This window comes from Shewanella goraebulensis (assembly GCF_030252245.1).
GTDB lineage: Bacteria > Pseudomonadota > Gammaproteobacteria > Enterobacterales > Shewanellaceae > Shewanella > Shewanella goraebulensis.
The window spans coordinates 4602792-4619417 of sequence record NZ_CP126972.1 but is presented as its reverse complement, the minus strand read 5'-3'; the positions used below and the strand labels follow the sequence as shown (position 1 = coordinate 4619417).

Sequence of the window (16626 nt, the reverse complement as noted above, 5' to 3'; positions counted from 1 at the left end):
AAACGGCAAAAATGATAAAAGCGCGACTCTGTTACTGGAGCCGCGCTTTTTTTGGGTATTGTTTTGATTTACGCCTTAAAAGGCTTAACGTTCTTCCATGGCGATATTACGCATTTGAATGACTTCACTGTGCTTTAAGTAAAGTAAGTCAGCAGTGCGGCGGATGATTTGGTCTTCATTACGGCATAATTTACCGTCAGAATAAGCAAGTTTCCACATACAAAGCAGTAATTTTTGCTTTTGTTCAATCGAGAATTGAGCGTTAATTTCAGCGGTAAATTCATATAACGAGGTCGCATTGCCTTGCACAAGCTTTGCTTCATCAATGAGCTCATTGGCTTCGGTGAGACTCATGCCTAAACTGCTACTGAGCATATCAGGCAACATTGCTACTTCTTGCTCGTCGAGCGTTTCATCGGCATACATGACTTCAAGCAATAAACTGGCCGCAGCAAGGTTAAGCTGTTTAGCTTGCTCTTCTGGGGTGATTGCTTGGGTGTGCGACTGTAAAAACTGTTTCAGTTTCGCGATCATATTGCCTCCTAAACGCCAGCAAGTGAGACGCATTATTATTGAACAAGTATAAGATAAGCTTAACAGAGACAATAATGCCGAGCGAATAGCTCGGCATTAATTAAAATTAATCCTCTATCGATATCAAGCTTAAAGCAGTGAGCCAAGGCCTTTCATTAACAAATCAGTTGTCCCTTCAGTGCCATTGGTTTCTAAGTAAGATTTAGCGATATCAACCATTGGAGCAACGTATTCTTTTTTAATACCTAACTCTTCAAACGCATCGTATACCATTGCTGCGCCTTCAAAAGATTTACCTAAATCACCAGCTTGAGATAGAAGACCAGACATACCGTCATCTGAAGATAAAGCGGGAACAGCAGATAAAAGAGCGTCAGCACCAGGGATACTGTTTGATAATTGACTGAAGTCAGAATCGCCTAAGTTAGACTGGGCAAGGCTTAGCAATGAACCTAAGCCGCCTTCAGCTTGGTCTTTACTCAGTCCAAGTTGTGACATCACATTGCCAACTAAATCAGCAGATTGTGCATCTGTAGTAGTTTCTACTTTTTCTACTTTCTTTTCTTCAGTGCCAAAAATACTGTCTAACCAACCCGCTTGTGCTGGAGAAGTAACTGCAAACATCGCAACTAAAAGACTTACTGCTGGGCTTAATTTCATCGTGGCCATCCTGTGGTTCATGTTGAATGATTAAAGGTTAGTTTTCGTGATCCTGTGACCATTTTAACGTTATTCACAAAAATGTGACAAATGATTTAACTAACTTTACGCTGCAACAATATCAATTGTGCAAAAACGCAGTTTTTTCGGTATCCTTAGCAGCATATTTGTCTTATTTAGATTATTGGAAATCCCATGTCATTGTCTGCAATTTTGACTGAAGCATATAATTTCTTTCGTAACCACGTGGCGCAGCTTGCGTCACTTACAGTGCCACTACTGTTAATTCAGGTCATGATCCAAGTTTGGCTTGGCGGTGAGCTGGCAGCACAAGCTGAAGTTGAGGTGCCACAATTTGGTGCTATTCACGGCGCTGCTATGATGGTGCTATTACTCATCTTCTCGTTGCTTATCGCTGCGTTAACTCTATATCTGGAAGTTCGTTCACGCGGACACGAAGTCACCCCAGGTTTAGTACTGAAAAATAGCTTTACCTTTGTGCCACCACTTTTACTTGCCGGGGTATTCTCTGGTTTAGCTATATTAGCGCCAGTGATGTTATTTGCAGTATTTGGACCATTTTGGATTATTGGTTTAAGTATTAGTTTTTATCTGTTCGCACGTCTTGCTTACGTTAACTTTATGGTCATTGTTGAGCGTGTATCACCATTAGAAGCCATTAAAAGTAGCTTTAAGTTTTCGTCACCAATCGTATTGAAAACGATGATGATTTTAATGTTATATCTACCGCTTTCAATGGTCGGTGGCATCGTCTTACAGTTAACCGAGTTCGGTGGATTCCCGCTACGAGTTATTATTGATACCTTGTTCGCATTTTTAGGACTATTCGTTAACGTTGCGCTATTTAGATTGTATATGGTTAACCGTAATACAGATGAAAGTGAATCTGATACCACTGAAATCTAACTGAATAGTGAATGACAGCAGAGGAGTAACCGCCAGTGTTAAATGATATTGAGTTTATTGGCGGCTTCTCAGCTGAAATAATGGATGATTACACCAAAGCTAAAAGCTATGTCAGGGATATTCCAACCCAAGCTTTGGTGTTTGTTCGCAGCTTTACCCATCAATTAACCTCATTACTGGCAGAAAAACAGTCAGTAAAATTTAATAGCCCTAATCTCTATGACCGCATCGAACAGTTAAATCGCATGCGTTTTATTGACGTACCAACGACGCGTGCATTGCATCGACTGCGAAGTGACGGTAATCGTGGCGCGCATCCTGAAAAATACCATTTAACCCAAGATCAATTAGTCTCACTCGCTGAGAAAACCATCAAGAATATCTTGTCGTTAATTACCCTGCTTTACCCTAAAATCCATCGTAAAAAAGCGCCTGAATATCAGTTTGAAGCTTTTGACTCGTTTGTAGGTCGTGAACTTTGCTATCAAGCCGTTATGCATAATGATCATCAAGCTCAGTACTTAGTGGGTATGTCGCTTAAGTCAAAAGCATTAATGCAGCAAGAACAAGAGCAATCTCTTGATCAAGAAGCAGCTGAGCATGCTGAATCAGTCAGTACCTTCAAACAAGCCGCTAATTGGTTTGAATTGGCGTCAGATAAGCATCAACAAGCTTTGTTTGAGCACGGTGTTGCATTACTTCACGGATACAACGGCAGTAAAAATGCCGTAGCAGGTGAGCTTGCCATTGAACGTGCTGCTAAAGAAGGTGTGGTTGAAGCTAAAGCGTTATTAGGTTTCTTCTACTTAGTTGGCAGTGAAAACTTCAGCGTTGATTTAACCGTAGCAGCTACATGGCTTGAAAAAGCGGCATTAGCTGAAAACACCGAAGCCATGTCTAACCTTGGCGTACTATATTATCAGCAGCAACAGTTAGACAAAGCCTTTGAGTGGATTAATAAAGCTGCGCAGGCTGGTTACCCCCATGCGCAATACCATTTAGCGCTAATGCTGTTTAACGGCGAAGGTTGCGAAGCTAACGCGAATACCAGCGAACATTGGTTAGCAGAAGCGGCAGAGCAAGGGCAACTTGATGCCATGTTTACCCGCGCTCAACACATGTTAAACGATGATTCTGGCTTAGGCGCTGATGTGTGTTTAGCTGAGCGTTATTTACGTGATGTCATTAACTACGGCCGCAGTGTACCTGCAATGATAGAGCTAAGTGTAGCGCTTGCTGATGGTGTATTTAAACGCATTGATGTGGTTGAATCGGCCTCATTGCTTAAACTTGCTAAACAATATGCTAATGATGAACAAGCCGAGATTATCGAACCGATTTGGCAATCGCTGCAAATTCAAATTGATAATGTCATCGCGCTTAAACCTAGCGATGAAGAGCTTAAATCTTTGATTCATGCACAAGGAATCTTGGCTTAATTTTACTCTCTAAGATTAGATAAATTATTGGTTTGTATTTGATAAAATCAAAATAGTGGTGCTTCGCCCACACCTGACCAAAAGGGAGTGAACGTCAACTCCCTCTTGGATCTCCCATCCGCTCCATTGAAGTGTTATTTTCTCAGTCTTATAAGTGAATTTACTAACGCCTCAGGCTCGCCATCCCTGGCTCAACTGAGGCTATCTCGACATCCATGTCGAGCTTACGCAAATCCACTCAACGCCTTCGGACACTTCAAACGGAGAATCTGTAGCCTGCTAGCTCATTGGTCTGGATACTCTTATTTTTAGAGTCAATCAAGAGAATTGCGTGATTTCCTTGTTTAGAGTTATAGGCCCAGCCGTGACTATTAATACCTATGCAATCAATGTTATCTTGATATTTATTAGACTAAATGTGGTGGTTTATTTGTTATTATGGATGATCAAATTTGGATATTTGATTTGTTGTTCTTAAATATGGAAGTTATATGAAGAAGGTTATAGCGTTAATATGGGTAACTTGTTTATCTGTCACATTTTCTGGATGCGTAAGGAATGGGGATTTAGAAGCTTTTCCTGAAAAACCTTTTCAAAGTGGCAAAATAAGTAAAGTAAGGCTAGTTACAGATTGCTTTGTGTTGAATGAGACAAGTTACAAATTAAATGTTGATAAAAATCTTGATGTTTGTACCCGATTAGCTGGAAAAGTTTCCCAACTGCTTGAGGATGAGTTAGGTGTTGAAGTAACTCCTACTATTATAAGTTCGGGTCTTCAGGCGGGACCATATAAAAAGATTGAATCAACTAAAGAAGAGCAAAGCATCGTCATATTACCCGTATATAAAGGTGATATTTCGGTCAGTGATAAAGAACAATTTCTTCTCAGCTCTATGTCAGAAAAATTAAGTTCAGTAACTTTAAGCTGGGAGCAAAGAGAGCAATTTGTTATGTCTCTTAAAGGAGTCTATTTCCCACAAGTAAAAGAAATGAATTTAGGTCAAAATGAAGTAATGGTCTTAGTTCAAGCCAATGGTCTCGATATCGATGAGAGCGCTGCAGACCGAGAGGCTGCAGTCGTAGGTATATTATCCTTTGGGTCCATGATGACGTATAGGCTACCAACTATTTCCGCCCAAGCAATTATCTTAAACTCTGAAGGTACTCCAATATGGGCAGATGCACTATTTAGAACTAGAGTTGCTTCCGATTGTGAAGTTAATCATGTTTCAACAAGCTTCATGAAGTATTTCCCTTCAAATGTTACACAAGGAAGCCCAGTTTATCGTGAAGAGCCGACACCATGTACATCTGCAGAAACGTTAAGGGCACATCGATAATAAAAATCAGAAAGCGTGTATAGGCTGCACAAATTACATCTTAGACCTAGTAAAAGTGAATTGAGCCATTCCATTGTTAATGCCGAACGTTCGCAAATGCACTCAACGCCTTCGGGCACTTCAAACGGAGAATCTTTAGCCTGTTAGCCCATTGGTATAAACACTCCTATTGATAGAGTTCATCAAGAAAATTGCGTGAGCCCAGGCAGGGATGTCTGGCTAGCTTTTGAGGGGAAGGGACGCCCCATCGGAAGCGTTAGTGATTTGCGATGGTGGACGAAGAACATGCCAAATTTGGCTTCAGTCTAGAAAAATTTCCGTTGGAAATAATCGTTTTTCAGATTATTTCGCCGGAACGGCAAGGGATATCGAAAAGGGAAATGCTGTTGTTTCCCTTTCGTCGGGTGTGGGCGAAGCGCCACGACTTTTATATCAGAATGATGCTAATAATAAGTAGATAAGTAATTCTATCTTACCTCCAATAAAAAACACCGCCATTTGGCGGTGTTTTAGTTTGAGCTATAAACTTTCAAAAAGCTTTAATAAACATCATGGCCAATCAACCTCGGGGGAATCAAGGTTAACTGACCATATGAATGTTTAGTCCGGTTGATGCTCGAAAGTGCGTCCGCCAGACGATGGGTTCGAACGCTTAAACATCTCAGACTTATACAGCGACTGTTCGCGTTGTACATTCGGGTTACCTCGGTACACTTCATCTTGTTGCTGACGTTTACCGAATATTGGCTGCATTTTAGGTGCTAGATATTTACGGCTTAATAAATTGAGCCCAATAAAGCTCACTAGCGCAAATACCAATAAAAAAGGTAGCAGTACAATCGATGTTATTCCGATGGCCACAATCGACAGTAATGCAATAAATGGATGCATAGTGCCAACACGCTGTTTGACCTGTGCTTGATTTACAAACTGATTAAAATTCATTGATGTTCCTCAATATGGATAGAGCGAGTATCAAAATGGCGATGGATACTGTTTCAACCTTTGATAAAATCACTTTTTAAAGTGATGACACTTTCAGTGTGCAATAAAAGCACTATTAACGTCACGTTAATCCTGATTAATGTTTGATCATGATTGCTACCTATGTAGAGGGTCAAATAACACAAATGTATGAATAGATAGAGTTCATGAGCATTATTTCAGCATTTCGATTTGAGTTTGTTTTACAGCCGTAGCGACACTTTCACAAATGATGTTTCTTAGCCACAAATGCCCTGGTGCTTGGCTATTGCGTTCATGCCATAACAACACATAAGCCATTGGCATAAATTCGAACGGTAAGGGTATTTCTTCTAGCGGATATAATTTTACAGCGTGACGCGCAAAGCTCGATGGCAGGGTAAAAATTAAATCACTATGAGCGCAAATGCTTGCTGCACCATAAAAGTCAGGAACCGTGGTACTGATCTGACGCCGTAAATTTAAATCCGCTAAATGATAATCCAATGCCCACCAGTCATTGCCTTCACAACGAACCTGCACGTGCGACATACTTAAATAGGTATCTAAGTCCCATTTTTTGTTGCGGATCACGTCTAACATTGGATGACCTTTGCGCACTAAACAGACCTGTTTATCTTTGAATAATGTTTGGTGCTCTATGCCATCTGGAAGTTGTTCGATTTTCAAATCTGCTTGGGGGTGGGTATCACGCCCAGCAATACCAAAATCAATTTGGCCCAGCTGTAAATCTTGCATCGACTTTTCAGTCCAAACATAAGAGTCGAGTTTGACGTTGGGTGCATCATGTAAAATTCTGCCGATGAAATAAGGTAGTAACGTTTCATAGGCACTCTCGACCATAGAGAATGAAAAATGCTGGTGGCTACTGGCAGGTACAAAGGTCGGCGGCTGGGTGAGTTGATGCAAAGTTTGTAAAATTTGCGGCAATTGGTGCCCTAACTGAACAGCATGAGCAGTCGGTTTTAAACCGTGAGCCGTTCGCTGAAATAAAGGATCATCAAGGGTTACCCGCAAACGATTAAGACTTTTACTGAGCGCGGATTGGCTTAAGTGCAAACGACTCGCAGCACGGGTGACACTTTGCTCTTCGAGCAGGACTTGCAAGATGACCAGTAGATTTAAGTCAATCTTGGCAAGATTATCAATATTCATGTGACATTCCTTGACTGATATTCCTCTAGGGAAATTTACTTAGGAAATCATACCATTTCTATTCATACCATGAGTAGTCTAGAATGCGCGCCAGAATCAACATTTGAATTAAAGAAAGAGAATTGAACAATGAGACGTAATTTGTTGCCAACGCTGATGTTTATGGTGCTACTAAGCCCATTAGCCATCGATATTTACTTACCATCAATGCCAACCATGGCATTAGAGTATGGTGTGAGTGGCAGTCAGGTTCAGTCGACATTAGTGCTGTTTTTGTTTGCGATGGGCTTAGGGCAAATCCTGATTGGTCCTTTAGCGGATCGTTTTGGGCGTCGTCCTATCGCATTATTTGGTATTGTCCTTTATGGCGTCAGTAGTCTTATTGGTGCGATGGCGCAAGAGTTTGAAGTACTGCAATTAGCGCGAGTTTTACAAGGCCTAGCGGCTTGTTCAACCTCAATTGTGGTATTCAGTGCTGTACGTGACTGCTATAGCAGCAAAGAAAGCGTCAAAATGTATAGCTACTTAAATGGCGCTATTTGTGTGATTCCTGCTTTGGCACCAACACTAGGTGGCTTATTAGCGCTTCAATTTGGTTGGCGTTCTACGTTTATTTTTATGGCTCTGTACGCCATTATCGTACTTGCTATTGTATTAATTAAATTCCCAGAAACTCGTCCAGAGAACACCGATACCAGCGGTCCTTTATATCGTTGGGCACGTTATAAACCTGTGTTAAGTGATGCACACTTCTTGTTTTATGCTAGCACTTGTATGGTGGCTATGGCCTCTATCGTCACTTACGTATCGTATTCGCCAATGTGGTTAATTGGTGAGTTAGGAGTAAGTGAGCTTGCGTTTAGTGGTTTATTTGGCTTAAACGCTGCAGTGAATATTGCCGCTTGTTTTGCTGCGCCAGTACTCGTTAAGCATATTGGTAATCGTCCCGCTGTTGTTGTGGCACTGGGTATGATGTTATTGGCTGCCGCACTTGAAGTTGTGGTGCAATTAGTGGGGCCACAATCAGGTTTTGCTGCAGGTTTAGGCTTTATGCTGCCTATGATGCTGCTATGTATTGGCTTTGCTATTTTGCTCGGCCCTGCAACGTCAATGGCTTTATCAGCTTTCGGTGAAAGAGCGGGTACAGCAGCTGCCATGCTAGGTTGTATTCAAATGAGCGGTGCTTCAGTGTTAGCTGGTTTAATACAAATGACCGATATTACAGCCCCATATGCTGTTGCCATCTTAATGGGTGGGTTATCTTTATTACTACTGGTAATGATGTCACTTAAAAGCTTAAGCCATTTGCATATGGAACAAGTTCACCCAGAGCATTAAACCCTTTGCGATAAACTGATTTAAGGCAATGCCGTTGAATAATACTCAACGGCATTGTTGTTTCTGGCACAGTACAGCTAATTAGCGCTAAAATAGTCTTTCAAGGTGTGAATTTACAGTGATTGTTTAAAGCATAAAGATGTTCATAGAGGTGAAGTATTAGAGTTATCTGTGATGATTGTGGTTACCCAAAGACAACTTGTATTTGCGATAGTGTGTCACCTATGTCGATTAAGACTGGGGTGATTGTGCTTCAGCACCCATCTGAAGTTGAGCACGCTAAAAATACGGTGAAGTTATTGTGTTTAACCTTGCCTGCGACGAAGGTGGTGGTGGGGGAAACGGCAGATGACTTTGCTGAACTGCAAGTATATTTACAACAAGCTGGTAAACCGGTTTATTTAGTTTATCCGAGTGAAACCAGTCAAAGTGCAGCGGACTCTGAAGCTTCTGAAGAGTGTATTATTTTATTGATTGACGGTACTTGGCGAAAAGCTTTTAAAATGCTCCAGCTTAATCCGTGGCTATTAGAGCTACCTGCGCTGCATATTGAGTTTGAAGGTGTATCACAATACCGTATCCGTAAGGCAAAGCGCAGTGATAGCTTATCAACCCTAGAAGCGACAGCGTACATGCTTCAAGCTATAAGTCCATCATTGGACATAGCACCTATGTTTGCACCCTTTGACGCTATGGTGCAACATAAGCTAGATGCGATGCCTGCCGCAGTGCGTGCACGCTATGCTCAAGAAAAATAGCAGCAACAAAACAAGGAAGATAATGACTATGTTGAACCGCATGATAGCAATGGCTTTTATGAGTTTGATGCTAGCAATCTCTTTTACTGCAACAGCTAGTGATAAACCGCGTCTGACCTTATCTCAAAAGGCAGACCAAGGCAGAATTGATTCTAAAAAGACGGAGCAAGAACAGCTAGAAAAAGCCCGTAAAGCTGCAAGCGATACCACAAACCGCGAACAAGAAGTCCTAGCGCGCCAAGAGTCTGGCGAGTGGGAAAAAGAGCAGATAAAAAAGTCTCAGGCACAATTCAGTGAACGTGAGTCTCGCGCAGACAAATATCTACGTGAAGCCAAAGAGGCCGCTGCTAAAGAGCGTAAAATCGAAGAGCAGGATTAACTGATGCAGGCTTTATAGCCCTCACTGTCTTCATCATAAACGAACTCTAGGTAATGCTTGATGCTGGCTAAACTGTCTTGGTGATAATGAGACACATACAGTAATTGACTTAAGTTTTCCCTTGCGATTAATTCAAGCGTGTTCCTCACTAAGCGGATCCCTAAGTAGTCTAACCCTTGGTAAGGTTCATCTAAAATTAGCAATGTGGGTTGTTTCACTAACGCGCGCGCGATGAGTAACAGTCGTTGTTGACTGTAATCCAATTGCTTCATTGGGGTGTTGGCCAGCGACTCCATATGTAAAATGGTTAGCCAATCATGAGCCACTTCTTTTTGTTTAACACTGGCTTGTTGATACAGGCCGATAGAGTCATAAAACCCAGATAGAATCACCTCCATAGCACTGCAATTGACCCGATATTGTAGGTGCAATGCTGATGACACCATTCCTATGTGCTGTTTAATCTCCCAAATCGTTTCGCCACTTCCACGTTGCTTGCCAAAGATCTGGATATCGTTGCTATAGCACTGTGGATGATCACCGAAAATCAGTCCTAGTAATGTACTTTTACCACAACCATTAGGCCCTTTTACTTGCCAATGCTGACCATTATCAATCCGCCAGTTTATATCAGTAAAAATGGTTTTATCACTGTAAGCCACTTTGCCATTTTTAAGTTCAAAAACGGGTTTTTCAGACTGACTTTGATGTTGGTGACGCTGCATTAATGCCAGCATTAACTCGCTTTGTACCTTAGATTGAGACTTAATTTGCCCTATCACTGGATGACTGTTCCAGCTGGCTTTATCCATGATGCTGTCTAATTTACCGTGGCTGAATATTGCAATGTTATCTATCCATTGCGGCATGTCTTCTTCGCGGGAAAATATCACCATCATAGGGATATTGAACTGGGCTAAATAGCTGGCTAGAGATTGCCTATGAGCTATGTCCAAACCTGCAAATGGATTATCTAACACCAAAAAGTCAGGCTGTGATGCTATCGCGCGCGCCAACATGACTCGACGTGTTTCGCCGGTGGAGAGTTCATGAAACCCACGCTGTTGTAAATGGTGTAAATCCAGATCCGTTAATATTGAATTGACTAGGGCGTCTTTGTTATCGGTGCAGGCATGAAATTGTTGGCTAATGAGATCAATAACCGTACTGCCTTTATCTACCACGTTGGAAAAGTCGGTATCATCATTTTCAAGCTCTAAGGCCAGTAACCTTTGTTGCTCTGTTAACGATACTTGGGCGATGTTGTTAGATGATTTAGTGATACTTCCTGAGATAATGTCTAGTTTATGGCTAGGATCATTTGGCTGACAAAGGGCATCGCCAATTAATGAACCAATATCGCTATGAGCGCAAAAAACGCCCCATGATTGATGGCAAATATGCCAGTCGGCAATATCAAGGCTGACACTGTTGGTTTTGGCAGTAAACTCATGAAACTTGATATCCATTAATCTCATCCTAGGTTTATTCGCTTTACTCAGCAAAAAATGACCATATCACTATTAATTTGAAGCATAACAAGGTGATGATAAAAGCCATAATATTGTTTATTTATAAGTTGGGCGATTGAGTCAGTAAACAAATCGAAACAATTTCTTCGGACTTGCAGTCACAAATTATTTAACAACTTCAGTCATACCCTGTAGATTAAATCGCACAAAAACCATAATAACCATGGAAGATTTATGCGTCCCTCAATGATTGCGCTTTGTTTAGCGACACTATTAAGCCCTATTTCGGCTCCCGTTTTAGCGAACACTCCCGATGCGGCCAAGCTTACCGCAGATATAGAACAGAAAGTGATTGAGTGGCGCCGCGACTTACACCAACATCCAGAATTATCTAATCGTGAGTTCAGAACCAGTAAAGTGATTGCCAAGCACTTAACGTCTTTAGGCTTAGAAGTGCAAACAGGTATCGCTCACACTGGTGTTGTAGCCATATTAAAAGGGGCAAAGCCTGGTCCGCTTATTGGTATTCGCGCAGACATGGACGCGCTGCCAGTTAAAGAAGAAGTGGATTTACCCTTTGCGTCAAAAGCGACGGATACTTATCGCAATCAAACTGTAGGTGTCATGCATGCCTGTGGTCATGACACCCATGTTGCAATGCTTATGGGCGTGGCAGAAAACTTAGTCAAGTCACAAGCGAGTCTTGCTGGTGATGTGATGTTTATCTTCCAACCTGCTGAAGAAGGCGCACCAGCTGGAGAGGAGGGCGGCGCTGAGTTAATGCTCAAAGAGGGACTATTTGCTAAGCGAGTGCCAGAACAAGTGTTTGGTATGCATGTCACTTCAAGCTTACCTACTGGTGTGATTGGACTTCGTTCTGGCCCTGCGATGGCGTCTGAAGATTCATTTACCATTACGGTTAAAGGCCGCCAAACTCACGGCTCTCGCCCTTGGGGGGGCGTTGACCCTATAGTTGCATCAGCACAAATTATTAATAGCGTGCAAACGATTATTAGCCGTCAAGTTGATGTGACTAAAGCGCCAGCTGTTGTGAGCTTTGGCGCCATTAATGGTGGGATCCGTTCGAACATTATTCCTGATGAAGTCGAGTTAATTGGCACGATCAGAACGTTCGATCAAGATATGCGCGCTGAGATTAAAGTGAAGCTGGCAGAAATTGCTTCACTTTCAGCTAAAACACTGGGTGCGACAGCGATTACTGAGATTGATGCTGGTTATCCGGTGACAGTCAATAATCCTAAATTAGTGGCTGACATGCGCCCAGTGATCCGCAGCGTAGTAGGCGAAGATAACTTGATTGAACCAGGGCTGATAACTGGCGCAGAAGACTTTTCTTATTACGCATTAGAAACACCGGGTTTGTTTTATTTTCTTGGGGTAACGCCTGAGGGGAAAGATCCTGCAACCGTTGCAAGTAACCACTCGCCATCATTTTATGTGGATGAAAGCGCGCTTAAAGTCGGCGTGCAAACTATGACTCAAATCGCCTTAACTGCATTAGGCGCGACTAAATAGAACTCATGTCGTACTTTACGATTTATAAAAAGGAAAAAATCATGAAACGCAGAATCGCCGCGTTAGTGGTATTACTGACAACTTGGGTGAGCGTTAATGCTAATGCCACTACTCAAGAAGATGTGAATACGTTTACGTTAGATAACGGCATGAAAATAATGGTGCTGGAAGACAGCAGTATTCCCAATGCCAATATGTATTTATTTTGGAAAGTGGGCTCGCGTAATGAAGTACCCGGTATAACGGGGATTTCTCACTTTTTTGAACACATGATGTTTAATGGTTCTAAAAAATACGGCCCAAAAATGTTTGACCGCACAATGGAAGCCGCTGGTGGCGCAAACAACGCTTACACCACTGAAGATATTACTGTGTATACCGATTGGTTCCCAGCCAATGCGTTAGAAACCATCTTTGATTTAGAAGCAGACCGTATCGCTAATTTGGATATAAACCCTGAAATGGTTGAAAGTGAGCGCGGTGTGGTGCAATCAGAGCGCACTACAGGGCTTGAAAATTCAAACTGGCGTACCATTCAAGAAGAGGTGAAGAGTGCGGCATTCAGAGCGCATCCTTACAGTTGGTCAGTGATTGGGCATGAGTCTGATATTGCCGCTTGGAGTTTAGAAGATTTACAGCAATATCATAAAACTTACTATGCACCGAATAATGCCGTGGTAGTGATTGCTGGCGATGTCAAAGTGGCTGAAGTGAAAAAACTCGCAAAGCAGTACTTTGGTGTTATACCTGCACAAACGCCACCTAAAGCTGTACGCACAGTAGAACCGCTGCAAAAAGGTGAGCGCCGCGTATTTGTTGAAAAAGCGTCAGTGAGCACACCCAATGTGATGCTGGCTTACCATGTGCCTTCAACAAAGCATGAAGATTACTACGCGTTAGATTTACTGAATACTATTTTCAGTGAAGGTAATAGCTCGCGTCTTTATCAAGGATTAGTCGATAAGCAAGTCGCTTCAAACGTGATGTCGTATTTACCAATGTCGTTTGACCCTAACTTATTTTACTTTATGGGTGTTGCCAATTCAGGTGTTGATGCTGTGCAACTTGAAGCCAATATGATTGCTGAAATCAATCGTATTAGCTTAGAAGGTGTTAGCCAAAACGAGCTTGAAAAAGTTAAGAATATTAAGCTAATGGACTTTTACCGTACTATGCAAACCATTAATGGCCGCGCTAATACATTAGGCCGTTATGAGTTGTATTTTGGTAGTTATGAAAAACTCTTCAGTGCGCCAGAAGCCTATAACAAAGTCACCGTTGAAGACATTCAGCGTGTTGCTCAAACTTATTTACGTAAAGCCAATCGCACAGTGGGTGTGTTAGCTGCAACAGAAGGAGCTGACCAATGATTTCATTATCAAGATTTAGCCAAAACACCACAGTGTCGGCCATTGCACTTGCTTGTACATTGGCGCTAACAGGTTGTGCAAGTACCAGTGATAAAACCAACACTGTTGATACCGGTAGCTTCAGCATGCCGCAGTACCAATCAATGACGTTAGATAATGGCCTTAAAGTGAATTTTATGGTGCAGTCTGAAGTGCCCATTATTAATGTAAACGCCGTTGTTCGAGCAGGTGCGGTGAATGACACTACCTCTGGCGTGTCGTACATGACTGCTAAAAGTTTAATGCTTGGCGCAGGTGGTAAAACCAAAGCCGAGATTGAGCAGACGATTGATTTTCTTGGTGCTAGCTTAGATACCGCTTCAGGCCGAGAAAGCACACTAATCGGTGCTGATTTTATGAGTAAAGATGTCGATACAGTTCTGGCGATAATGCAAGACGTACTAATGTCGCCTGACTTTGATAGTGTTGAATTTGAGAAGCTAAGACAGCGGGAAATTGTTGGCTTATCTCAAGCAAAAGAAAGTCCTCGCGCTGTGATTGGTCGATACTATTCTAAAATGGTCTTTGGACAGCATCCTTACGCTAACCCTACAACGGGCAATAGCACTTCGTTAGCCGAAATCAATATTGCTCAACTGCGCGCATTCCACAAAAGTTATTACCAGCCAAGCAACATGGCAATTAATGTCGTGGGTGACTTTGATGCAGCTGAAATGAAGGCCAAGCTAACCAAAGCCTTTGGTCATTGGCAAGGCTCTGAAAAAGCAGTGCAGCCGGATTTAAGTCAAGGTTTACCTAGCTTGTCGTCAAGCCGTGTGTTGTTGGTGGATAAGCCTGATGCTATTGAAACGACCTTTATTTTTGGTGGCTTAGGTATCAGTCGCGATAATCCTGATTATGTAGGGCTAACGGTAGTCAACACCATTTTAGGTGGCCGTTTTACCTCGTGGTTAAATGACGAACTACGTGTTAATGCAGGTTTAACCTATGGCGCACGCTCTGGCTTTAATGCGTTTTCTGATTCAGGTACTTTTCAAATCAGTACCTTTACCAAAACCAGCACAACAAAAGAGGCTATGGACTTAGCCTTAAAAACCTATGCACGTTTATGGGAGGAAGGCATAGATCAGCAAACCTTAGATTCGGCTAAAGCCTATGTAAAAGGTCAATATCCACCAAAATTTGAAACCGGCGGTCAACTTGCTGAGTTGATGGCTGATATGTATATCTACAAGTTTGATGATTCATTCATTAATGAGTTTCAAGCTAAGGTTGATGGCTTAACCCTTGAAGAAACTAAGCGTTTGATTCGCAATTACTTCCCGCAAGAAAACCTACAGTTTGTATTAATTGGTAATGCAGCTAAAGTAGTTGATATCGCAAAAGAATATGGCGAAGTGACCCAAATTAATATGACGGACGTGGGTTTTGGTCAGTAACGGATAGCCTTACCATTGTGGTTAATATTTTGAATGCCTTTTATCTTTGATGAAAGGCATTTTTATTGCGTGATTCTAATGGTGCGATACTAAGTTCTAATTGAAAAAATAATCGCAATAAAATAGTGTTCTTGCTAGTAAACCATTTAAATGAAAGGTGTCGTTGTTGATGTGGTATCAAGCAGGTTTATCAAAGGGTAAATATCTCATCCTCTTAGTTATGGTGATTATAGGCATGATGATTGCCCCTAGAGCGTTGGCTGCAAAAGTAGAATTGAGTCAGTTTTGCCCTGTGCTTGATGGCGACTGGCAAGGCTCAGCAGCTAAAAATGGTGTCGCGCCTAGGCAAGTCACAACCTCTGCAATTTGCTCATCTGATAAACGAAATTTGATGCTCACAGTAAGTCGAGGTGACAGTAATCCAAACAGTGAAGTGTGGTGGTTTCGAACGCAAGAGAGTGAGGTTTTGCTGACTTATACCGATGGAGTTGGTGAAGATAGAGAGCAGTTATTTAGCTTATATCAACGAGGTGATAGCTTTACTTTTCTTGGGAAAGGGCATTTAAATCAACGTCCTGCTTTAATTAGATTACGGTTTGAACCTAAAGCTTCAACGACAGTAGTGCAGAGTGCTAATAAGACTGAGAATGGTTCTGTTACTTGGCTATGGCGCCAAAGCGCTCACTACCTTGATGATGATAGCGAGCAGTATCAATTAATTCGTGCGATTGAGCTGAGCCCTATTACCAACCCATAAATTGAATCAATTAATTGGGCTACTCGGCACCTACATAATCTAGCTGACGCCACGCTTCGTAGCTGATAATCGCCACAGAATTTGACAGATTTAAGCTGCGGTTACTGGCCGCCATTGGAATGCGTAAACGCTGGCTGGTTGGAATAGATTCAATAATTTCCATTGGCAAGCCACGGGTTTCAGGGCCAAATAACAATACGTCATCAGCGGCAAATTCAAGCTCACTATGTGGGCGGCTGCCTTTAGTCGTGCACGCCATTATGCGCTTGCCTGCCATGGCTTCTAAGAAAGCTTCAAAGTTTTTATGACGGGTAATATTGGTTAAATCAGCATAATCTAAGCCAGCTCTACGAAGCTTTTTCTCTTCTAAATCAAAACCTAATGGCTCAATCAAATGCAGTTTTGCGCCATTGTTAGCACATAGGCGGATAATATTGCCGGTGTTTGGGGCGATTTCTGGTTCATAAAGAGCAATATTAAACATGGGCGTTACCTTGATTGAATGAGCTGGGAATTATACGCAAACATGCTTGGGTGT

General features: G+C 42.1%; 16 protein-coding genes. 10 read left to right on the top strand and 6 right to left on the bottom strand.

Going from position 1 to position 16626, the window contains the following annotated elements; genetic code table 11:
• Positions 1-84 precede the first annotated feature (84 nt).
• A complete protein-coding gene (locus QPX86_RS19465) occupies positions 85-534 on the bottom strand; it encodes a tellurite resistance TerB family protein (protein WP_220753275.1) in 450 nt (149 codons plus the stop codon).
• 129 nt (positions 535-663) lie between these two features.
• Positions 664-1194: a DUF2780 domain-containing protein gene (locus tag QPX86_RS19460; protein ID WP_220753276.1), complete on the bottom strand. Its 531-nt coding sequence runs from the start codon at positions 1192-1194 to the stop codon at positions 664-666.
• 195 nt (positions 1195-1389) lie between these two features.
• Here QPX86_RS19460 and QPX86_RS19455 point away from each other — a divergent pair, with 195 nt between their 5' ends.
• The 3 genes from QPX86_RS19455 to QPX86_RS19445 all read left to right on the top strand — a co-directional run bounded on the left by QPX86_RS19455 (position 1390) and on the right by QPX86_RS19445 (position 4900).
• Entirely contained in the window at positions 1390-2121 is a 732-nt protein-coding gene (locus tag QPX86_RS19455; protein WP_285163662.1) for a hypothetical protein, read from the top strand.
• An 80-nt stretch (positions 2122-2201) separates the two neighbouring features.
• Positions 2202-3560 carry a tetratricopeptide repeat protein gene (locus QPX86_RS19450; protein ID WP_285165206.1) on the top strand — a complete coding sequence of 453 codons (1359 nt, stop codon included), beginning with the start codon at positions 2202-2204 and terminating at the stop codon, positions 3558-3560.
• Positions 3561-4051: 491 nt separating this feature from the next.
• Positions 4052-4900, top strand: coding sequence for a hypothetical protein (locus QPX86_RS19445; RefSeq protein WP_285163660.1), 849 nt, complete (start codon positions 4052-4054; stop codon positions 4898-4900).
• A gap of 600 nt (positions 4901-5500) precedes the next feature.
• On the opposite strand, the gene QPX86_RS19440 is transcribed toward QPX86_RS19445, so the two are convergent.
• Both QPX86_RS19440 and QPX86_RS19435 read right to left on the bottom strand, forming a co-directional pair.
• Positions 5501-5845: a hypothetical protein gene (locus QPX86_RS19440; RefSeq protein ID WP_285163659.1), complete on the bottom strand. Its 345-nt coding sequence runs from the start codon at positions 5843-5845 to the stop codon at positions 5501-5503.
• A gap of 213 nt (positions 5846-6058) precedes the next feature.
• Positions 6059-7039, bottom strand: a complete 981-nt coding sequence (locus tag QPX86_RS19435; RefSeq protein WP_285163657.1) for a LysR family transcriptional regulator — start codon at positions 7037-7039, stop codon at positions 6059-6061.
• Positions 7040-7168: 129 nt separating this feature from the next.
• On the opposite strand from QPX86_RS19435, the gene QPX86_RS19430 reads away from it, so the two are divergent.
• From QPX86_RS19430 to QPX86_RS19420, 3 genes are all read left to right on the top strand, one after another.
• The gene (locus QPX86_RS19430; RefSeq protein ID WP_220753281.1) at positions 7169-8377 is read left to right on the top strand and encodes a multidrug effflux MFS transporter; all 1209 of its coding nucleotides are present in this window, start codon (positions 7169-7171) and stop codon (positions 8375-8377) included.
• 158 nt (positions 8378-8535) lie between these two features.
• A complete protein-coding gene (locus QPX86_RS19425; RefSeq protein ID WP_220753332.1) occupies positions 8536-9135 on the top strand; it encodes a tRNA-uridine aminocarboxypropyltransferase in 600 nt (199 codons plus the stop codon).
• A 22-nt stretch (positions 9136-9157) separates the two neighbouring features.
• A complete protein-coding gene (locus QPX86_RS19420; protein ID WP_285163654.1) occupies positions 9158-9514 on the top strand; it encodes a hypothetical protein in 357 nt (118 codons plus the stop codon).
• On the opposite strand, the gene QPX86_RS19415 is transcribed toward QPX86_RS19420, so the two are convergent.
• On the bottom strand, positions 9511-10983 hold the full coding sequence (locus QPX86_RS19415; protein WP_285163652.1) for an ATP-binding cassette domain-containing protein: 1473 nt from the start codon (positions 10981-10983) through the stop codon (positions 9511-9513). The genes QPX86_RS19420 and QPX86_RS19415 overlap by 4 nt on opposite strands.
• 249 nt (positions 10984-11232) lie before the next feature.
• Here QPX86_RS19415 and QPX86_RS19410 point away from each other — a divergent pair, with 249 nt between their 5' ends.
• The 4 genes from QPX86_RS19410 (at position 11233) to QPX86_RS19395 (ending at position 16088) form a co-directional block, all read left to right on the top strand.
• Positions 11233-12522, top strand: coding sequence for an amidohydrolase (locus QPX86_RS19410; RefSeq protein WP_407696639.1), 1290 nt, complete (start codon positions 11233-11235; stop codon positions 12520-12522).
• Between the two features lie 41 nt (positions 12523-12563).
• A complete protein-coding gene (locus QPX86_RS19405) occupies positions 12564-13892 on the top strand; it encodes a M16 family metallopeptidase (protein ID WP_285163649.1) in 1329 nt (442 codons plus the stop codon).
• A complete protein-coding gene (locus QPX86_RS19400) occupies positions 13889-15331 on the top strand; it encodes a M16 family metallopeptidase (RefSeq protein ID WP_285163647.1) in 1443 nt (480 codons plus the stop codon). Before QPX86_RS19405 ends, QPX86_RS19400 begins: the two co-directional genes overlap by 4 nt.
• 169 nt (positions 15332-15500) lie before the next feature.
• Positions 15501-16088, top strand: coding sequence for an immunoglobulin domain-containing family protein (locus QPX86_RS19395; RefSeq protein ID WP_285163646.1), 588 nt, complete (start codon positions 15501-15503; stop codon positions 16086-16088).
• 19 nt (positions 16089-16107) lie between these two features.
• Here QPX86_RS19395 and trmL read toward each other — a convergent pair whose 3' ends face one another.
• Complete coding sequence (gene trmL, locus QPX86_RS19390; protein ID WP_285163645.1) at positions 16108-16572, bottom strand: tRNA (uridine(34)/cytosine(34)/5-carboxymethylaminomethyluridine(34)-2'-O)-methyltransferase TrmL; 465 nt, start codon at positions 16570-16572, stop codon at positions 16108-16110.
• Positions 16573-16626: the final 54 nt, after the last annotated feature.